Origin of the sequence: Halorussus vallis (assembly GCF_024138165.1) — an archaeon.
GTDB classification, from domain to species: domain Archaea; phylum Halobacteriota; class Halobacteria; order Halobacteriales; family Haladaptataceae; genus Halorussus; species Halorussus vallis.
This window is the reverse complement of record NZ_CP100004.1, coordinates 103,327-122,281: the sequence shown is the minus strand read 5'-3', so window position 1 is coordinate 122,281 and position 18,955 is coordinate 103,327. Positions and strand designations below refer to the sequence as shown.

Below are 18,955 nucleotides of genomic sequence, written 5' to 3'. Positions count from 1 at the left end.
ACTGTATTACGCTCTAAGTTTTTCTTCGAGGACTTCCCACTCGATGTTCGCCACCTGCTCGCCGACCGGTGTCAGCTTTATCTTCGACCCAGAGGTGTCGAAACAGGGTTCGAGGCCCTCGGGTTCGACGTAATTCCGCATCGTCGACTCGGGATACGAGAGGAATTCGTCCATGTCCTTGTACCACTGGAACGGGCCGTGTTCCTGGAGGATGCGGCAGGCTTCGACCATCCGCTGGCGGCCGGGCCGCGTTCGGTCCGCCAGCCACGGCTGCACGTCCTGCGGCACGCCGAACTCCTCGGCGAGGTCGTCTACACCGCTATCCTCGGGGTCCGCAGGCGCTATCGAGAGGTCGCGCTGGCGGTTGCCCGCGCCCGTCTCCGCGAGCGAGAGGTCCGTCTTCACCGGATACTCGCGGCGGTTCTCAAGCACGTCTCGAATGAGCGCGCGGTCGACGTCCTCCCGCTCCGTCTCGTCGGGGAAATCCTCGGAGAGCAGGTACCACTCGGAGTACGTATCCCCAATTTTCGGCGGGTCGTCCATCTCGCGGACTTCCGCGTCGGGGACGTGTACCCACCACTCGCTGTCGCTGTGTTTCGTGTTCCAGTAGTCGTTCAGGCTCTGGCGGACGCGAGCGCCCCACGCGCGGCCGTAGCGGTCGAACCAGTGCTGGTCGCCGAGTCCAAGCCCGCACGGTGCTCCTCGGAGGTCTATCGGCCAGTACGCCTCCCCACCCGCGAGAATCATGCCCTGGCCGATGGAGAACTCCGCGAGTTGGTCCTTCTGCCGATAGTCGAAGTGGTACGACCGGTCGAGAGTCTCGATTTCCTCTTCACCGAGACGGAGCAGTATCTTCGTCGCCATATTCGACCGCACGGGCTTGTATACGTCGTTCAGCTTCTGCGTACTCCCGAGCATCAGAATCCGGCGTGACCCGCCCTGCGTCGAGATGAAGAAAATCGTCTGCTGGAGCGTCTTTATCGCGTCCTTGTACCGCACGTCGGCGAGTTTCGACGGTGCGACGTTCTTCAACTCGCGAATCTCCAGGCAGACCCGCGGCAGTCGCGGGTTGTCGTCTCGGGCCTGATAGATGAGTCTAAGCCAGAGGTCCATAATCGTGTACTTCAACGCCTCCTGGCCCTGTTTCAGGAAATTACAGCAGAGCACCGCCGCCTGTTCCTGGCGTGCGATGACCTTCTGCATGTCGAGATTCGTCACCGCGTCGGGTGACGTGACGAGGCCTTCGCCCGCAAGTTGGCCGAGTCGTTGGGCGGCCGTGTTCAGCGCGTCCTCGGCGTCCATCTGGAAGTTCGCCGTATACGTCTCGGTCTCATGCTTACCGGACTGACGCTCGTGAATCTCGGTCCACTCGATAGTCGCCTCCATCTGCTTCGCGTAGCTTTGCAGGCGCGCGACGAGTTCGGTCACCTGACCGGTTCCGGCGAGTGTATCGTCGAGCGCCTGCTTGATTCGCGCTTCGACCGTCTCGTCGCTCTTCGTGACACCCGCAAGTCGGAGAATCAAGTGCGGAGTGAGCGAGTCGATGCCGATGCTGAACCGTGTAAAGTTCTGCGGGAGGCGCTCGGGGAGGCCGTCCATCGCGGGGACGAACACCTCGGCGTCGAAGGCATCCGGTTCTTGTCCGAAGCGTTCGAGGTTCTGTTGAATCACCTTCTCGTCGTTCGGAATGGCGAGCATCGGCGTCTCCATCCGGCCGTCGTCGAGAATCGAGAAATAGCTATAGCCGTGTTCGTCCCACAGATTCTTCCCGATGCTGGCGAGCGTCGAGTCTTTCCCACTCCGGGGGAGGGCGACCGCAAGGATGTGGTCGCAGGATTGATGTGGGATTTCGACCGCGCGGTCCTCGGGGTCAGCGGGGTCGTCGTGGCCGATCCGTCGCCGTCCGATTGGAGTCGGGTTCTCGACTGACTTCGCGCCCGGTTCGTCGATGCTTTCGAGGCGAACGGGTGCGTACTGGCTGCGGTCGGTCACGGAGGACTGATACCCGAGCGCCTTCGCGACTTCGTTGAGAATCTTGTACTCCTCTTGGGGGTCGGGTCGGATGCCGCGCTCACGGTCCACGTGACACCGCTGGAAGTACCGCTTATACTTGCGAGCGAGGTCGTCGTTCTGCGGATGGAGGACCTCGGCCCGGTCAGGGTCGAGCCAGAGGTACCAATGGAGTTTCCCCAGGAGTTTCTCGGGGATGTGCTCGCTCTCTCCGGCGAGGGCTTCCTCGGCTTTCGAGATGATCGAGCGGACCTCGGCTTCGACTTCGCGGTTCTCCCGGCGGAGTCGGTCCCGGATTCGTTTCTTGACCTTGTTCTCGGCGGCGACGGCCGCCGACGTGTCGTCTTGACTCTGAATTTTGTCGAACGTAGACATGGCTATGGTGGCTGTGGGGGCTTCGGTGGCTGAGGTAGCTTCGCTGGCGTATGTACCTGGGGTGGCTTAGGTAGCTTAGATGGCTTAGGTGGCTTAGGTGGCTAAGGTACCTAAGGTTCCTACAGTGGTTCAGGGGACGGAGGTGGCTGAGGGACCGTAGGCTATTCGCTCGGACGCGGAATTGGGAGTTCCTCGCCTTCAGCCAAGCAGTGGCTTTCGGTGTTCAGGCGCTCCATCCGGCGACGATGCCTGCGGCGCTTCGACCGCCGTTTCAGTTCGACGCAGAGGTCTTCGGCGTCCGCCGAGAGGTCGACGCGCTCTAACGGGTACTCGAAGTGCTCTATCGGGAGTCCGCCCTTCGCGTTGTCGTTGGCGATCCGCACGCCGTCGGCGACGATGTGGAACCCGTGGTTCTTCGCGCACTGGATTTCGACGGTTCGGTCGTCGATAAGTGCTTGCAGTACGACTATGCTGAGAGAAATTTTTACCATCAGGCCCTCGGAGCGGGGTCGAACCGCTCACGCGTCCTTACGAGGGTGGGAGAAGTTCAAACAACCACAATGGTTTATATACCGCCTGTGAGAATTGTAGATTGAGGTATGAGAGTAATACCCCACTGCCCTGAAAACGAACGCGACTTCATTGAGGTCCGCGACGGCCTTGCCTCCCACTTTTTCACGGTCCTCTCGCCGAACGTCGTTCGGTTCACCGCCTTTGGCGGAGAGAAGCCCCTCGGAGAACCCCACCTTCCGACTGACATCAAGTCGTTGTTCACCAAACACGGAATCGCGGTCGTCTAAACCTCCGAGATTTTTGGTAAGCACTGGTTTGAGTCCGTACTGACCGAATCGTCTCGATGTGTCTGTACCTGGAAGAGCGAGAGTAGGCGAACTACGTTCGCTCGGGAACGACGAACCGGTCGGCGTCCTCCTGGATTTCGAACTCCGGCAGGTCGTACCGGCTCTCGTCGTCGCGGGCGTGGAACCGTTGTGAGAACGCCGCGCGGAGCTGCTCGGTGTTCTTCGGGAGTGGTTCGGTCCGGAGTCGAACGACCGTGCGCTCGGACTCGTCGCCGTTCCCGCCCGTCACCCTGACGGTCTCCTCGACGAGCGCCTGTGGGACGAGTTCCTCGTAGGCTTCCGCAATGAGTTCCGGGTCGTAGCCGAACCCGACGAACCGCAAGCCCCGCCAGATGTACCGGCGGTCGTGTTCGACCACCGCGTCGACGAGGTGGTCTTTCGCGATAATCCCGTCCGGCGCTCGCCGCACCGTCTCAACGAGTTCGTCCATGACGGCGGGCTTCTCGACGTTCTCCCGCCACGACGCGAGCGACGGCAGGTAGCGTTTCAGACACCACGCGTTCCGCTCTTCGAGCGCGGGCGCAGGTTGGAGTCCGTTCGCGCGCTGGTGAGCGCGCTCAGCGAGCACGCGAGCGAGTCCGTCGGGGTCGTCACTCGCATACACCCGACCTGCGAGAAAGCCGTAGAAGATGGTGAGTTCGTCCGTCTCGGCTTTCTTGACGAGGACGGATACCTCGTCCCACTGGTTGGCAGTCGCGTCCGCACGGAGTGTGTCGAGACGCCGATGGCGACGCCATTTCACCGTGACGTACCCGAGTGCCGCGACGAACAACGCGACCGACGCAAGCACGAGGTACAGCCACCAAACGACCCATACCCGAACGACGAGCACTTCGAGGACGAACACGACGAGCGCGGGGACGGCGAACCGCCACAGCACGTCGTCGGTGTTCAACGCGCTCGCGAGGTCCATCCGGAACAACTTCATGCGTTCCGGCCCCGAGAGCGCGCGCTCGTTGTCGTCTCGCGGCCACTCGACGGTAAGCGCCCGCGACCACCACGACTCCGTGTCGACGTACTCCGTCTCCTCGATTTCGGCCTTGATACGTTCGTTCCGTCCGTCGAACCCCCAGCGGAGGTTCTGTGCGAGTTCCTCGATGGAGTCCGACGAGAGCGCGAGCACGCGAGTCGCACCGTCGGGCGTCCGGGCTTCGGCCGCGAGTCGTTCGATAGTCCCTGTGTCGTAGCCGGTCTTGCGCGCGGCCAGATGCACGAGGGATTTCCGGAAGCCCCAGAGACTCGACCGCGCGAAGATGAGCGCGACCAGGACGTACCCCCATCCGTTCGTACCCCATTCCAGCATCGTCGTGAGGAACGGGACGCTCGACCCCGAGGTTTCCATCGAAGACGTGAGCGCGACGAACAAGCCGGTGAGACTCACCGCGCCAAGGAGGACGACGAGACCGACGAGCAGGCGCGTCGTGTACGATCCGCCGGGTCCGGCAACCCGCGACACCAACGCCGACGCGAGACCGCCTGCGGTCCGTCTCGGCAGGCCGAGCAGACCCGAGAGGCGTGGTCGTCGCATTAGTCGCTCCCTCCCTGTCCGGTACCACGATACTGGCGGGCGTACCACCCTGCGACCACGACGGTCGCGAGTGCGTAGGCGGCCGTCGTCGTCTGAGACGGATACGCGAACGGTTTGAGGATGTCGATAGCGATAACGGCGGCGTACATCCACGGCTTGAACGCGTCAAGGCCGAGTAGCCAAACGAGGAACACTGAATGAAAGAGGCCGCCGAGCACGTTTATCGCCATAAAACCAATAGCGAACTGTACCGCCCGAGGGTGCAAGCGTTGGCGGAATCGGTCAGAGAACATTAGTCGCTCCCTCCGGAGACGGTGGGCGTCTCACGGCGCTTGTCGAGTTCGCGAATCAACTGCGCGCACTCGTCGCGGGCCTCCCGGTAGACGTGGCCCATACTCCATTTCGTCTCCATGTGCTCGCACGCGGCCTTCAGTTCGCTCAAGGCGTGCCGGGGGGAGGAAATTCGGTTCTGGCGGAGCACGCCGTTCAGCCAGCAATCAGGCGTCCCTATCGAGTCGACGTCGAGGTCCGAGACGCCCGCGTGCTCCTGTGCAAGCCCGTCGGTCGTGCGCCGATGCACACCGCGCGCGGCGAGGTCCGCGAGGTCCTTCGGCGAGCGCGCGCCGAATGCGTCCTCCCAGTACACGTCGTCCGACCCGACCGCTTTCACCTCTCGGAGTGATTCTTCGGCGGCGCTCTGCTTTTGCTCCTCGTACTGAATCGCGAGGTCCTTGCGCTTCCGGTAGGACTTCCCCGAGTCGTTCTCAAGCACGTCGAGCAGGCCGCCGAACTTCTTGCGGATGTACTGAGCGAGCAGCGCGACACCCGCGAGGAACAACAGCCAGAACAACCAGTTCATCGCGAGCGCCAGCATCAACGCCGCGAGTTGCGCGGCCTTCTGTGACAGCCAGCCTTCGACGAGATCCGCGCGCTCGTTCACCCACGAGATATAGTCGAGAAGCGCGTCAGGATTCGTCTCGTAGCCGTGTTCTTCGGCGCGGTCTTGTAGTTCCTCGATGACGGGTGCGTACGATTCGAGGTCCGACGCTGCGACCGAGACGCCCGTCTTCTTCGCGTACAGCGAGACGGTCTTTTGGCTGCCGTCTTCGAAGTACAGTTCGAGCTGGTAGAGCGACTGCTCGCCGGACGGTGCGGCGTCGTCCTCGTACTCAACGAGAACCTGTCGTCCGCCAGCGAGCACGGTGGCGCTCGCCGGTTGTTGGCTGATACGGGCGGCTTTCACGCGCTCCGAGACGGAGAAGAGCGCGTGCGGGCCTGTCGTGTTGAACACCGCGTCAGCGTCGGCGACGGTGACGCCGAGGTGTTTCTCGTCGTACTGAACCGGCGAGATACGCACCGACCCCGCAGTCGTCGGCCCGGCCGTCGAATTGTTCACGGCCTCTTGGACCGATACGGCGTACTGCGGCGAATCGAACACGGTTTGCGCTGGCGTACTCGCCGAATCGCTCGCGGTGACAGCCCCAACGGGACAGACAAGCACGGCGAATACCAAGAGGACCGAGACGAGGAGTCGTCGGGTCACGCCGACACCCCCTCTCCGTCGCCGTTCAACTCCTCGATGTCGCGCTGACTCCGTGGCTGTCGCTCTCGCCCACGGTCCTGTTTCACCGTGTACTTTGCGGAAGTCTGCTGGAGCGTGTTTAGAATCTCCAGCATGTCGTTCTTGAAGCTCTCCCGAACGTCCGTGTCCTTCGCTTCTAGGCGGTCGCTGAGCCGCCGGACCTCCTGTTCCGTCTCGGCTAGCTGTGCTTTCATGGAATCGTACTTCATCTCCATCTTCTGGACGCGCTCGCGCTGTTTCACGTAGGACTCGTAGTCGAGTTGAATCGGCGGCGCGTACCGGTAGTCCGCGGCTTTCTGGTCGGGGTTTTCGGTCGTTTTCCGTTGAGTCGTGAGAATCACCCACTCGTTATCCCTGATCTGGGTCGCGTGAGAGGGGATTTCGTGAGCAATCTTGTCGTGGAGAATCGCGCGTTTCCCGCGGAGTTCGCGGTCGTGTACGGCGAGTTTCCGGCGTTCGAACAGGCCGAGAATCCGCGTGCGGAACGTCTCGTAAACGATGGGGTTGCCGTCGCGGTCGGCCTCCATCTCGCTCGGCCGGAAGTACTTCGTCTCGGACTTCCGGACTTCGCCGTCGCGGTCCTCGTGGATGATTTCGAGACGCCCGCGCTCCCGCCGATTCGCGTACCCGACGCCGACGAAGAACGATACGGCGACGACGGCGAACTGCTGCATCGCGTTCGCGTAGGGTAATTCGACCGGTGCGCCGTTCTTCAAGGTGAGATAGACGTAGGCGAGGCCACCGACGAAGATGAGCGAGACGCACACCGTCAGAACCTTCGCCGGTAGGGTGAGCGTCTTATGTTTCTTGAATATCGATACGGTGTAGTCGTCGTACTCGCGTTCAGCCTCTTGGCGGAGTCGCTCTGTCCCGGAGTTCGCGTTCTCGTCGTCGGACTCGAAGACACCCCATCGGTCGATAGCGACGAGCACCAGGACGACGATGAGCACGGCGACACCGCCGAGAATCAGCGTTGTGTTAGTCATCGGCGACCGCCTCCGTCGACGGGTCCGACGCGAGCGACTCGCCCTCTAACTGTTCGTCCGTGTGTCCAACGTCCGTGTCGAGACGCCGGTATAGTTCCCAGCCTTCCCGCGTGAGATCTTTGTAGCGGTCCTCGTACTCCGCGATGAACGCCGGAATCCGGTGGCAGTCGTTGCGTTGGGCGAACGACCGATACTGATTCTTGACTCGCGCCGGGGGTTCATCGACCAGTTCGTCCTGTAGCTGTTCGCGCTGTGATTGTTGGGTCGTCCCACAGAACACGGGACACCGCGTCCCGTAGTGCGTACAGCCTTGGCAGGCGTCCGGGAACTCCGCGGTCCCGTCGTCGCCTGACCGATACATATCGAACTGAGAGACGTGCGTGCCGTCGTCGCGACTCCGGAGGTCCGACAGCCGCCGCTCGATATAGTCGAGCACGGTTGACTCCGGGAGTTGGTCGCTCCGGGTCATCCAGTCGATGATGTCCGATTTCAGTTCGGCGTCCGTGACGTACCCGAGCGAGAGTCGGAACTCGTTCTGTAGGTAGTCGATGCTCTGCTGGCGAGTCTGCTGGCGTACCGTAGGCGTGGGCGTGTAACTCATAAGGTTAGTTCCTTGAGGTCGGTCGCGGTGAGCGAGCAGTTGTCGGCGAAGCGGTCGGGGGATTCTCCGAGCGCCGCGAGGAGCGTGGCGAATGATACGTCGACGTCGGGCGGTCGGAGTAGCAGGCCCGAGTGCGGGAGGACGCGGACCACGAACTCGTCGCCGGGGTCGAACACCTGTAAGGAGTCGGCGCGCACGTCCTTCGGGACGTAGAACTGGATGTTGTCCGTGTGGCCGACGCCCTGGACGGTGCCTTCGCCTTCAAGCGCCACCGGAACCTCCTCCGTTCGGGCAGACCGCGGTCACGTAGCGGTGAATCTCGCCGTCCCGAACTACGTCGACGTAGACGTGAACTGATTCGACGTTCTCCATCGGAACCCGAAGCCCGTCGTGGATATCGTCATACCCACCAGGTTCGTCGTAGGAGGTCGTCCCAACCCAGTAATTGTGGTCCGTAGGATTCTCACCGTAGTATCCGCTGTTGATGATTGTCGCGTTCCGAAGCGCCCAGTCTGTCAAACGGACGGAGTACCGAGTGTCGAGCGTGACGACACTGCTCTCGGTATTGATTTGACCGGGAGCGATTTCGAAGTTCTTCGGGCCAGCGTACGTCTGTTTTGGCGTGTAGGATTCGACGGCTTTCGGCGAGTCTATAGAACCGCACGCGAGGACCGTGCCGGACTGGTACTCGCCGTAGGACTGGTTTACATTCTCCGCCGGGTCGAAACTCGGCCCGTAGAGTCCGTCCCCATACGCCGCCGGGTCGGACGGGTCAGCGACGCTAATGTCGGTGCTGGATTCGGCGGTCTCGCTCGTCGGTGAGAGCGTTGCAGACGCACCAACGGCCGCGACGAGGACCACAAGGACGACCGCGACGGTCACGTGGAAGCGTCGCGTTCGGACCGTCCAGTCGCCGGTCGAGAAGCGGTGGTAGACGCCCGTGAACAGCGACGGGAACAGCGACAAGCAGAGGGTTTTCCCGGCGGCCGTGGTGAACGACTCCCACGCTTCGGTGGCGACCTGCATGAGTTCCGGCGACGTAATGAGTCGGGCGATACCGTCCAAATCCGAGAGGATGTAGACAGCGACTACAACGGCCGGCACGATGAGTCCCGTGACGGCCCAAACGCCGACTATTTGGAGTAAGGGTCGTTGGTCGCCATACCGCCGGTCGACGAGTTGCCAGACGCCATAGAAAAACGGTGCTACGATGAATGCAGCGATGATTCCGAGGGCGACTGTCGACAGTAGCCCGGTCGAGAATCCGAGGTCTGCGACCGACCATTCGCCACTGCCGACCTCCCACAGCGTCAGGTATTCCGTGACTACATACGCGAGGACGATAGCGACCATCGTCCCGAACAGGTCACCCGCGACCGCTTTCCGGTTTACCACTCGATACGTCTGCCGAAGCTTCGTTATTGATTCGTGAATCATGGTTCGTGAATTGTCGTTGATTCCGCGTACTGTCGGTGAGTTCGAACCCGGTTAGAATCCCGACCGCGAGAAAAAGACGTTGGAGCGACGCGACGTCGCCCCGACAGATGCGGGGGTGTGCATTTAGCCGTTGAGTTTCCCGCGGAGGCTTCCGCTGTTCGTACCGTCAAGTCGGGAGGCGTGGCCGCGGCCGAGATACCAACTCGCGGTCAACAGCGTCATGCCGACCGCAATGTGAAACCACGTGCCGCCCATCATCGTGAGAATCCCGACGAGCGCAAGCCCGACGTTCCGCACGAGGCCGAACGTCGCCGCGAGCGTGTGCGACCCGCCCGAATAGCGGCCGAACAGCAGATTGCCAACGACGACCGCGACGAGAACGGCTATCGGGATGAAGTACATCGGCTCCATCTATTCTCGCCCCCAGGTATCGTCCGTACTGTCGCCACTGATAGCGTCCTGTACGTCTCGCCGTCGCGCGCCAGCCTTCGACCCGATGTGCTGTTTCTTCAGCAAATCGAGGCCCTCACGGCCGCCGTACGCGCCCACGACGACCGACACGGCGAGCACGAACGCGATGATGAATCCGCCGCCCGCCAAGACCGCAGGTAGGAACGCGACGGCCGCGAGGCCGAAGACGATCTTGTCGAACGTTCCACTCATGCTATCAGGCTCCTCGGGGGCTGTATCCAGAATAGATTTGAGATGTTCACGAGTCCTTTGAGTCGGTCGAGTCCGAAGTCGTAGCTCCGCCACGAGTGGCGGGCTTTGTCCGTGAACGTTGGATTCGCCGTGAACTCGACGGTCGCGTTCGCATCGTTGAAGATGAACTGGACGTGTTCGCTGTCGGTCTTCCGGTAGAACACGGGCGCGGTGCTCTCTTTCGAGACGGGAGACCACTCGCCGTCCGGACTCGTGCGGTAGGACGCCTGCCATTCGTCGATGCTCCGGCCGTCCGACTGATTCGAGAGCGCGACCGTGATAATCGTCGAGTTGTTCGCGCCCTCCGGCGAGAAATCGTAGGTGCGTTGTTCGAGGTCGTCCGACCCGAAGAAGTCCGGGAGACTGATGTTCCCGAACAGTTCGGACCCGGCGCTCTCAGCCTTCCCTGTCCACGACAGCGATTTCACGCGGAGTTCGGAGGGCGCGAACGTGGCTTTGGTTCCGGCGGGAAGCGTTAACACAACCTCCGTGTACGTCTCGTTCCGCGAGAAGTCACGGGTGGCATGCCAGTCCGCCGAGTAATTCCCGTCGTTCGAATCAACCGACCCGAGTTCCGCGGGCGAGACGATGGATTTGTCGAGACGGACGTGGAATTCGTTACAGTACCCATTCGGGTTCTCCGCCGAGACTCGAATGAACCCGGTTGCCTGTTCGATGGTGACTTCCGTATTCGAGACTGTGGAGGTCGCCGACGAATTCCGTGCCTTCTCCACCGTACTATTATCGAACCGGAAGGCATCATGCACGACCATGTTCGAACACTGGCTCTCGGACTCGCCTGCGCGGGCGGGCGTCGCCGGAACGACCGCTGTAATCGACGCGACGACGAGCATGACCGCGAGCGCGACCGCCGGATTTCGAGCAGTCACTTGAACCACCCCCAGGCCTTCGAGCGATAGGACTGTGCGTCCTCGTAGGCGTCCTCCCCCGCCTCACCCGTCCACAGTCGATGTGCCTTCCCCCGGATTCGCTGAATCGGGAGAACCACGTAGAGGAACTGGCTGAGGATGACGCCCGCGAAAACGACGATAACGACCGAATTCGCGGCCACACTCAACACGAGGAACACGAGCACAAGCGCGAAGAACAACCCTATCGAGACGCCCTTCGCTATCGAGCGCCCCGAGAACACGTCACGGTCCACGCTTCCGCTTCCGCGGAGTCGTTGACGGAGGTCAGGCATAATCAGTCACGCTCCCACCCGATAATATCGTAGTCGTTCTTGACGGGGAGTTTCGCCGTCGTGTCCTGCCACGTCCGATTCACGAACGGGATATTCCGACCGAGCGCGACAACCACCATGAGCGTAAGAACCACCGCCGCGCCGATGAGCAGGCCACCCGTCAGGAACGTCGCAAAATACGCGAGCACACCGAGAATCACAGCCGCCGAGAACTGCTTCGTGCGTGGCGTCCCCCGGAGTCCAAGCGCCTTCGGGAGAAGGTCGATTACTTCCTGAATCGCGCCCGCCAACCCCGACGGCATCAAGCGGTCTAGCGTAATCCATCCGAGGAATCCGCGAGTCCGCCGCCACGTCCCCACGGTCTGTCGGGCGAGGAACCCGAACAGGGTCATCGGGAGTCCCAGCACGAATATGAGCGCGTCCGTCACGCCCTCTCGTGACTTGCGTTTCACATGGTCCGTGGTGTTCTCCCACCGCGAATAGGCGGCTTCACGATGCTGTTTCGACTTCTCTCGACGGTCATCGTCAAACGGCATCAGGCGTCACCTCCGAGATAGAAGCCGAGTTCGACGAACACGAACACCACGTCGACGAGAAGGACTTGAGCGAGGCCGTCCTCGAACTCCGGGGGGACGATTTGGATATGCTCGTAGATGAACTGGCCCGCGTCAAACACCGGCCATGCCCGTGTTGTTATCCCTAGCCAGACGATGATCGAAACCGCGAGCAAGAGAAGGACATGCATTCCAAGCCGATTCATCCCGTTCCGTCGCTGTATTCTATCGAGATTCATTCCGAGTCACTCCGATTCCGCGCCCACATGTCGCTCTCAAGGCCACTCCCGTACTTCGCGACGAGCTTTAGCTGGTAGCCCCGCGTGAGGCCCTGGTTCAGTTCCGCGTACTCCTCGACGAACGTATCCAACTCGTCGGCGGTGTGCTTGCTCGCGTACCAGTCCGCCGAAATCCAGTGGTCGACACTCCGATTCGTCGACGCGACGACACGGGCGTTCGACCAGCTTCCGTTCGACACGTCCGCGACAACGTACCGCGTCACGTTCGCGCCGCTCTTGTCGTGGAAGTACACCGCGAACGTATCGTACCCAGTTGTGGGGTTCAGTCGCTCGCTCGCATACGACTCGATACTCTTGTTGTTCGAATTGAACTCCGACTGGAAATCATTCGCGTACTCGATCGCACTCCCCGACTCGTCACTCCCGAAGCCGGGGAAGTCCGCGCGAGCGAACCACCCCGAAATCCCGGCGGCTTTCACCGCGGCACGTTCAAGCAGACTCGGCCCATCGTCGTCGCTCACAAGACCGTCAAAGAAATTATCGTCTTCTTCAGCGGCAAGGGTTGGTGTTGCGACCGCACTCGACACGAGGAGCACGGCGAAAACGATACTCGCGAATCTGGGATGTACCTGTATCATGATAACAGTCTATAACGCCCACGTCCGGAGTCGAACCAGACCAACTGCTCCAAAGATGGGTTTCAGGTAGGGGTACTACTGGTGTCGGTGCTACTTCCGGCCCCAACGCGGACTGTCGGAATCACCGAACAACGCCCACGTCCCGGTGCCCTGCGTCTTCCTGTACGCTCGGGGCACCATACCGTCGTCGCTCAAGCCCTCCTTGCCAGTAACAAGCTGGTAGAGAACGTCGACGAGGAACCAGAGTATCGACACACCGAACAAGATCGGTGCGACGAGTATGAACGCAAGATAGTAGAACAGGCCGCCGCCGAAGCGAACGGCCGCATCTCTACGTTTACTTCCAGCCATCGTTCAGCAGAAACTCGCGGCCTTGATGGCGTCGAGCGCGCCGAACGACTTGAGGAGGCTGTAGGAGAACCCGTAGTTCTTGTTCCCGAACGAGTTCACCGTCACCTCGTCCTCGTCCTCGAACGTCTCACCGAGTTCGTACGTGATACCGGCTTGGCCGCCGATATCCGACGAGTAGACACCGTAGCTATCGCCGTCCGAAACGCTGTCGGGCGCTTCCTCGTTGTAGACCTTCACGGGCGTCGTACTGAGCAGCGATGCCTGACTGATGAGCCAGTCGCCCTCCGACGCATCGCTCGCGACCGCGTTCGAGTAGTCTTCTGCGACCGTGCCGTTACCGAAGACGACCGTCACGTCCGTCGCACTCCCATTCACGTTCCGGTCAAGGTCGGAGATCTGCGAGTAGTCCTTCGTCGTGAACGGAATCGTGAGGCCCGCAATCGTCGTGTTCTTGTTGAACGTCTCGATGTCGTTCGAATCCTCGACGTCGAAGTCCGAGACGTAGACGACGCTGTTGTTCGCGCCGTTTCGGAGCGTGACCTGGATGGTCGTCGTGTCGGAGTTGGCCGCCGCCGTATTGTTGATGATGGTGAAGTCGAGCGTGACGTTCTGGTTCACCTTCCGCGGAACGTCTGCGAGCTCCACTTCTGAGAAGTTCACCTTGTACGTGTTCGACGCGGAGTCGACGACCTCTGCCGAACTGTTCGCGTAGAACACGGCGTCACCTTCCTTGCTGCCGTTCAGCGTGACTTTGAGTTTCGAGTTCTCACTGTCGGCGGTGTACTGGATGGAGTGGTAGTCCGACGCGTTCGCACCGTTGCGAACATCGATGACCGACCCATCCGTAATCTCGGAGGTAGAGGTCGTGTTCGTAGTTTCTGTGTCGATGCTGGGTTTCGCCGCGAGTGCGCCCTGCATACCGCCCGTGACGAGGAGGGCGGCGATGGCGAGTGCGACGAACTTCTTGACGTAGGTCTTGCTGTTGCTCATTGCTGAAGACTGCCGGAATTGGGATGGTCAGAAGATGATTCACTGGGGAGTATGGCCGCCAGTTTCGGAGGCGGGGGTACTCCACCTGTCTCGTACCGGAGGTGGTTCTGTCGTGGATTCGTAAACATGGCTCTCACACTCTGTTGGTTCGGAATCTCGTAGAACTGTAGTTGCGGATTAGTTCGCAGAAACGTCCGGAAGCTTCGGTACGGTTGTGAAGCTGAGGACGTCCGGCATCGAGAACGAAACGCGCTTGTTGAGGCTGAAGAGCAGTCGGTCGATGTAACCGGGGTCGTTGTTCACCTTCAGCGTTAGCGTCCCGCTCGCGTCCGTGTACGTCTCGTAGACTGTCCCGTTCGCTGAGATGGAGTACTGGCCGTATCGCGTGCTTCCGTCCATCGTGAGTGGCTCTCCGTTCCGGTAGACGAGCGCGTTCTCCGAGAGTGCCTTCCCGTGAACCGTCACTTCGACGTGGCGCTTGAGTTCGCGGTGGTCGCCACAGCGAACGAGCCGAATCTCCGTCGTTGCGGTGCTACTCGGTTGGACACTCTCAGTGTAGACGTGAACGCTCGACGGTGCATCCACCTCGCAGGGGAGTTGGCCGACGATGCTCACTGACTGACCGTTCGATTCGACGTCGATGCTTCCGTCTTGGAACGTATCGCCTGTGAGGGCGTAGACGCCGACGACACCGCTCTTCGCGCGGATGCTCGGCGGTCGCGCCTCGCTCTTCTTTGCGGCCGATAGCCGGAACGTCTCAACGTGCTGCGTCCCATCCGTCGTCTCTATCCCGATTCGGAGCGAGTACACGCCCGCGCCCTTGGTCTTGAAGGTGAATCGATTGCCTTCTGAGACGTTCGACGTGTTCAGTTCAGCACCACTTGGTCCATACACCGTCGCACCGGTTACGCGCCGGAACGACGAGTCCTCGGCCGGATTCACTGCCACAGCGACCGTCTCCTGCGGCCCCGGTCGGAGTGTCGAAAGGTCGATGCTCGATATCTTCGGGGGTTCACCCTCCGCGTGCGGGTTGGAGAGACGATTCGTTGCACTGCCAATTCCGTTCTCGCCAGCAACGCGGAACGAGAACGATAGGCCCGCCGGGTCCGACTCCGTAATCGGGTAGTCCTCCACACGCACTGTTGTCGTCCCGAAGTTCACTCCAGGGATGTTCGTCGTCGTACTCTGGTCGAGCGTGATGTACTCATCGGGAACCACGAACGACGTCCCGTTCGACCAGTGGCCGGTTACGACCACTTGGTCTTTCGTGAGGTCCGCACCGAACGTCCGGATCGCCGTCACCGCGTTTTGGCCGACGTTCGTGCTTCCGTCGCCGACCTCTATCGTATCTCGGAGTTCCGTAATCGTCTGCTGGAGCGCCTGAATCCGTTGACGGAGCTCCTCATTGCTCGCGTCCGACCCATTAATTTCGACGTTGATGTCCTGGTTCTGGCGATTCAACAGTTCCTCGTAGCGGTCGCGAAGCCGGTCATTCTGTTTCGTCAGTTGGTTCAACTGCTCGTAGACCTGCTGGAGACGCTCGCGCGACGTCCCGTTCAACTGCTGTTGTAGGAACGCCGGAAGCTCCGAGAACGACTGATTCCGGAGTTGCTTGAGGAAGTCCGTCCACGACTGGTTGAACAGTGACGAATTGTAGAACGGCGGCGCAGACAGTTCGCGCGTCTCGACTGTGAGGCCTTGGGCGTTCTCGACACGAACCGTCTCGACTTCCGTAGAGATGTAGACGGAGCCGTTGTAGCCGCCGTTTTCCATCACCGTTCGAAGCCGCTCCATCGACGGGTTCTTCGCGTCTTCGAGAACCTGCCCTCCCTTGTACGCCTGAACAGCCACCGTCTTCAGCATCGGGTCGTCGACTTGATACGAGAACTTCCCGTTCTCATCCGCCTGGACAGTGATACGCTCGAACTTCCCTGACTGGAGCCGTTGGAGAGTTTGTTTCGCCTGTTCTGTCAACTGGTTCGCGTCATTCCGGAGGTCCTTCTGAATCGTCTCAGCGACCTCGTTCGGACTGCCGACAACCACGGGATACGAGACGGCTTCTTTGCCGTCCTTATTGACCGTGACCTCGTAGAAACCTGCCGAGAGACGCGTCCGGCCGTACTTGAGGCTACTCGGGTCGCCGAGCCCGCCACCCTTCGTTTTCGACAACGCAACCTCGTGCGGACTACCGACTTCATCTCCGAGGTGGTCAACGCGCTGGAACACTACCTTCCCATTCCGAACATGCTTGCCCGGAAGCTGGCAGTTATACTCGTTGCTCGTCACCCACGCACCGACACCACAGCCAACGCCGCCCCTCTCGGGATTCCAGGCTGTGACGATGATGGGTTCACCAGCAGGGAGTTGGAGTCGAGGCGTTCGGAGATCCGCGCTGTCGGACACCCACGGCGCAGTCCCCATGTCCTCCTGGGTGTAGAGCGCCGGGTAGAGCTTACTCGTGTTGCGGAAGATGCCCGTTTGTCCGGTGAGTGTGCGGTTCAACCGGAAGTTCGGTGGTTTCGGATTCTTTGCTTGTTCGAGGAGTTCCTTCGCACGGTCGAACTTCGACTGGACGCCCTCAGGCGTGATGTTCGCGTGCGACACCGCCCAGATTTCGACCGTCGCGTTCGAGACAGTCGGGCACGTAGCGTCAGAACCCTGCTGGATGCGAGTTATCGCTTGACCGTCTGAACAGTGAACGACCGTCCCCGAAATCGTCTGCTTCGCGGTGAGCGTGATGTCCACGGTCTTTGGACTGCCCGAGACTGTGAACGTCTTTGAGAACTCTACGTAGCCGTTCTTGTTTGCGGTTAGACGGTAGTCGCCATCTTCAAGCTGGGCAGAGAATTCCCCGGTGTTGTTCGACTGGCCTGAGAACACTTCGGAACTGTCAGATGTATCCGTGATGGTCAGATTCGCTTGAGCAATTGGGTTGCCGGATGAATCACTGACAGTCCCCGAAACCGGAGACGAATAAGACGCGACGTGCCCCGTATCGAGTGACCCAACCGAATCAATCCCGAAGTTAACGTAATGTACGTTACCGCCCCGTTCAATCGCTTCGCCCGTTTGGTCGGTGTTCGCCAGTCCGGTATATGCGTGTGCGACTCCTTGAGACGAAACGTTATAGGCATGAACTTCAGACGCCGACTGAAGGCCATAGTAGAGGAATTCTTCAAATTTTCGCATACCCCTTGGTTGTTCCCCCGCCGAAGCTATTTGGTCGGAGAACAGTTGATTACCCGATTTATCTACGCCCCCGATATATACCGGATTCCCGTCTCTCCCGCCGAAATAGACTCCTGTGGAATCAACAGTGAGAGTCTTATACTGAATTGTCGAAGGGCTATAGACCCATTCTCGAGAGCCATCAGTAGCGTTAACTGCATAGATACCGGCATCAGACGCAAGATATACGCGATTATCCGATTTTGAGTAAACGAGCTCCCTTCCCCAGTCCCCAGTTGGGCTAGTCCATTTTACTGAACCATCCTGGTTCATTGCCGTTATGTTTGATTGACCTGCGAAGAATATAGTTCCGGAGTCCGAAACCTCTATTGCTCTTATGTATTTCTGTTTTATAGAGATGTTCTTCACAAATTGTCCGTTTGACGCGTCATATATTCCTATGGTACTGGCCCTGTATGTTAGATAGAGGTAATTCCCCTCGTAGGATACCCCATAAACTTCTCCTGTGGAAATATTGTATTTATAAGAACCAGTCTCGGCATCTATAGCAACTACTTTAGAGTTAGACGCACCAAAGACGGTTTTGTTCTGCTTATCATATGCCGAATCCATGTAATCTCCATCCATTGGAGAATTTTGCCAGTCTATCGTTGAAGTCCCGTGAGCTTCTGCCGTGTCAGTCGGGGAAACATGAACGAACGGCCCGATACCGCTGGTAATGAGAAACAGGCAGAAAACGAGAGAAAGGGCTTTGCGAGGTAGTTTCCAGTCCATGAATCTAGCACGGCCGGCCAGGGCTCGCGGGTCGCGGCTCGAGGCGACCAGGGCGGCGAGCAGGCCCAGGACGAACACGGCCGCGGCGACGGTGACCGTCAAACCGGTGTTGGGCATTCCGATAACGATACCACTCTCAAACCAGGGTTCTTCTAACATGTTTGTAGTTTACTCCGTGTTGTCGCTTGCGCTCGCACCGCCGATGTCGATACCAGGAACTAACCCGCTGATGCTAAGCATCGAACTATAGAACAGCTTGTTCATGCTCACTCCGTCTCGTCCTTCCCGCCACCAGTGACGGCGGCCAGACCGTCCGGACATCTTCCAGGGATTCCGTGCAGTCCCAGGAGCCAGGTCGTCTTCAAGGCCATCGTCAAGCCAATTGTTGAAGACATCGAGCAGGTCTTCGACGGAGACGAACTCCGCTTCCGGACTTGCTCCGAGCGAGTACTGGTGCCACGGGCTAACTACCGTCGCCTCGGGGTGTCTCCCGTCATAGAGCGGTGGTACTGTCGCCCGGCCGCGAAGCCAGTGGTACGCGCTGTAGATGACCTCTCGGACCTCGCCCGTTTCGTCATCGACGAACACGTAGACCGGCTCATGGTCGCCGAGGTGCGAGTCATGCCCGAACGGTGAGAGGCCTGCTTGAAAGGAATAGGCAGTCCAGAACACGGCGACGTCCGTCGAATGCTCGGGACTCGATGCCTTCCATCCGTAGATCGCTTTCGGGAGAGTGTCCTCCGGGTTCGTCTTGACCGCCGTGAGGTCGAGACGCGGTTGGTAGGATTCGAGAAACACTCGGTCGAACGTCACCGAAACGTGGTCCGGTTGATGCTCACCGTGGTCGGCATGAACGTGCGTACTCCCTACGGCCGTAACGGTTCCAGCGAGGGCTGTCGCTCGGAGGAACTGTCGTCGAGAAACCTGACTCATAT

Annotated in this window: 21 protein-coding genes; 1 reads left to right on the top strand and 20 read right to left on the bottom strand. The window is 60.2% G+C overall.

Going from position 1 to position 18,955, the window contains the following annotated elements; genetic code table 11:
- Positions 1–6: 6 nt before the first annotated feature.
- Both NGM07_RS25210 and NGM07_RS25205 read right to left on the bottom strand, forming a co-directional pair.
- Positions 7–2,385, bottom strand: coding sequence for an ATP-binding protein (locus tag NGM07_RS25210; protein ID WP_253521893.1), 2,379 nt, complete (start codon positions 2,383–2,385; stop codon positions 7–9).
- A gap of 161 nt (positions 2,386–2,546) precedes the next feature.
- Positions 2,547–2,876 carry a hypothetical protein gene (locus NGM07_RS25205; RefSeq protein WP_253521891.1) on the bottom strand — a complete coding sequence of 110 codons (330 nt, stop codon included), beginning with the start codon at positions 2,874–2,876 and terminating at the stop codon, positions 2,547–2,549.
- 108 nt (positions 2,877–2,984) lie between these two features.
- Here NGM07_RS25205 and NGM07_RS25200 point away from each other — a divergent pair, with 108 nt between their 5' ends.
- On the top strand, positions 2,985–3,185 hold the full coding sequence (locus NGM07_RS25200) for a hypothetical protein (protein ID WP_253521888.1): 201 nt from the start codon (positions 2,985–2,987) through the stop codon (positions 3,183–3,185).
- A 91-nt stretch (positions 3,186–3,276) separates the two neighbouring features.
- Here NGM07_RS25200 and NGM07_RS25195 read toward each other — a convergent pair whose 3' ends face one another.
- The 18 genes from NGM07_RS25195 to NGM07_RS25110 all read right to left on the bottom strand — a co-directional run bounded on the left by NGM07_RS25195 (position 3,277) and on the right by NGM07_RS25110 (position 18,953).
- Positions 3,277–4,773 (bottom strand): hypothetical protein, encoded by a 1,497-nt coding sequence (locus tag NGM07_RS25195; RefSeq protein ID WP_253521886.1) that lies wholly within the window; start codon positions 4,771–4,773, stop codon positions 3,277–3,279.
- Positions 4,773–5,003 carry a hypothetical protein gene (locus NGM07_RS25190; protein ID WP_253521884.1) on the bottom strand — a complete coding sequence of 77 codons (231 nt, stop codon included), beginning with the start codon at positions 5,001–5,003 and terminating at the stop codon, positions 4,773–4,775. Before NGM07_RS25190 ends, NGM07_RS25195 begins: the two co-directional genes overlap by 1 nt.
- A gap of 62 nt (positions 5,004–5,065) precedes the next feature.
- Positions 5,066–6,169: a hypothetical protein gene (locus NGM07_RS25185; RefSeq protein WP_253521882.1), complete on the bottom strand. Its 1,104-nt coding sequence runs from the start codon at positions 6,167–6,169 to the stop codon at positions 5,066–5,068.
- Between the two features lie 143 nt (positions 6,170–6,312).
- Positions 6,313–7,341, bottom strand: coding sequence for a hypothetical protein (locus tag NGM07_RS25180; protein WP_253521880.1), 1,029 nt, complete (start codon positions 7,339–7,341; stop codon positions 6,313–6,315).
- Positions 7,334–7,942 carry a hypothetical protein gene (locus tag NGM07_RS25175; RefSeq protein ID WP_253521878.1) on the bottom strand — a complete coding sequence of 203 codons (609 nt, stop codon included), beginning with the start codon at positions 7,940–7,942 and terminating at the stop codon, positions 7,334–7,336. Before NGM07_RS25175 ends, NGM07_RS25180 begins: the two co-directional genes overlap by 8 nt.
- Positions 7,939–8,214, bottom strand: a complete 276-nt coding sequence (locus NGM07_RS25170; protein ID WP_253521876.1) for a hypothetical protein — start codon at positions 8,212–8,214, stop codon at positions 7,939–7,941. The genes NGM07_RS25175 and NGM07_RS25170 overlap by 4 nt, the downstream gene beginning before the upstream one ends.
- A complete protein-coding gene (locus NGM07_RS25165; RefSeq protein ID WP_253521873.1) occupies positions 8,204–9,337 on the bottom strand; it encodes a hypothetical protein in 1,134 nt (377 codons plus the stop codon). The genes NGM07_RS25170 and NGM07_RS25165 overlap by 11 nt, the downstream gene beginning before the upstream one ends.
- Before the next feature lie 165 nt (positions 9,338–9,502).
- Positions 9,503–9,790: a hypothetical protein gene (locus NGM07_RS25160; protein WP_253521869.1), complete on the bottom strand. Its 288-nt coding sequence runs from the start codon at positions 9,788–9,790 to the stop codon at positions 9,503–9,505.
- Positions 9,791–10,042 (bottom strand): hypothetical protein, encoded by a 252-nt coding sequence (locus NGM07_RS25155; protein WP_253521867.1) that lies wholly within the window; start codon positions 10,040–10,042, stop codon positions 9,791–9,793.
- Positions 10,039–10,971 carry a hypothetical protein gene (locus NGM07_RS25150; protein ID WP_253521865.1) on the bottom strand — a complete coding sequence of 311 codons (933 nt, stop codon included), beginning with the start codon at positions 10,969–10,971 and terminating at the stop codon, positions 10,039–10,041. Before NGM07_RS25150 ends, NGM07_RS25155 begins: the two co-directional genes overlap by 4 nt.
- Complete coding sequence (locus NGM07_RS25145) at positions 10,968–11,246, bottom strand: hypothetical protein (protein ID WP_253521863.1); 279 nt, start codon at positions 11,244–11,246, stop codon at positions 10,968–10,970. The genes NGM07_RS25150 and NGM07_RS25145 overlap by 4 nt, the downstream gene beginning before the upstream one ends.
- Positions 11,247–11,287: 41 nt before the next feature.
- Positions 11,288–11,821: a hypothetical protein gene (locus NGM07_RS25140; protein WP_253521861.1), complete on the bottom strand. Its 534-nt coding sequence runs from the start codon at positions 11,819–11,821 to the stop codon at positions 11,288–11,290.
- The gene (locus NGM07_RS25135; RefSeq protein WP_253521859.1) at positions 11,821–12,078 is read right to left on the bottom strand and encodes a hypothetical protein; all 258 of its coding nucleotides are present in this window, start codon (positions 12,076–12,078) and stop codon (positions 11,821–11,823) included. The genes NGM07_RS25140 and NGM07_RS25135 overlap by 1 nt, the downstream gene beginning before the upstream one ends.
- Complete coding sequence (locus NGM07_RS25130; RefSeq protein WP_253521857.1) at positions 12,075–12,599, bottom strand: hypothetical protein; 525 nt, start codon at positions 12,597–12,599, stop codon at positions 12,075–12,077. The genes NGM07_RS25135 and NGM07_RS25130 overlap by 4 nt, the downstream gene beginning before the upstream one ends.
- A gap of 207 nt (positions 12,600–12,806) precedes the next feature.
- The gene (locus NGM07_RS25125; RefSeq protein WP_253521856.1) at positions 12,807–13,067 is read right to left on the bottom strand and encodes a hypothetical protein; all 261 of its coding nucleotides are present in this window, start codon (positions 13,065–13,067) and stop codon (positions 12,807–12,809) included.
- A gap of 3 nt (positions 13,068–13,070) precedes the next feature.
- On the bottom strand, positions 13,071–14,057 hold the full coding sequence (locus tag NGM07_RS25120) for a hypothetical protein (protein ID WP_253521854.1): 987 nt from the start codon (positions 14,055–14,057) through the stop codon (positions 13,071–13,073).
- A 177-nt stretch (positions 14,058–14,234) separates the two neighbouring features.
- Complete coding sequence (locus NGM07_RS25115) at positions 14,235–18,179, bottom strand: carboxypeptidase regulatory-like domain-containing protein (RefSeq protein WP_253521851.1); 3,945 nt, start codon at positions 18,177–18,179, stop codon at positions 14,235–14,237.
- 9 nt (positions 18,180–18,188) lie between these two features.
- Entirely contained in the window at positions 18,189–18,953 is a 765-nt protein-coding gene (locus NGM07_RS25110) for a twin-arginine translocation signal domain-containing protein (protein WP_253521850.1), read from the bottom strand.
- Between the last annotated feature and the right edge of the window lie 2 nt (positions 18,954–18,955).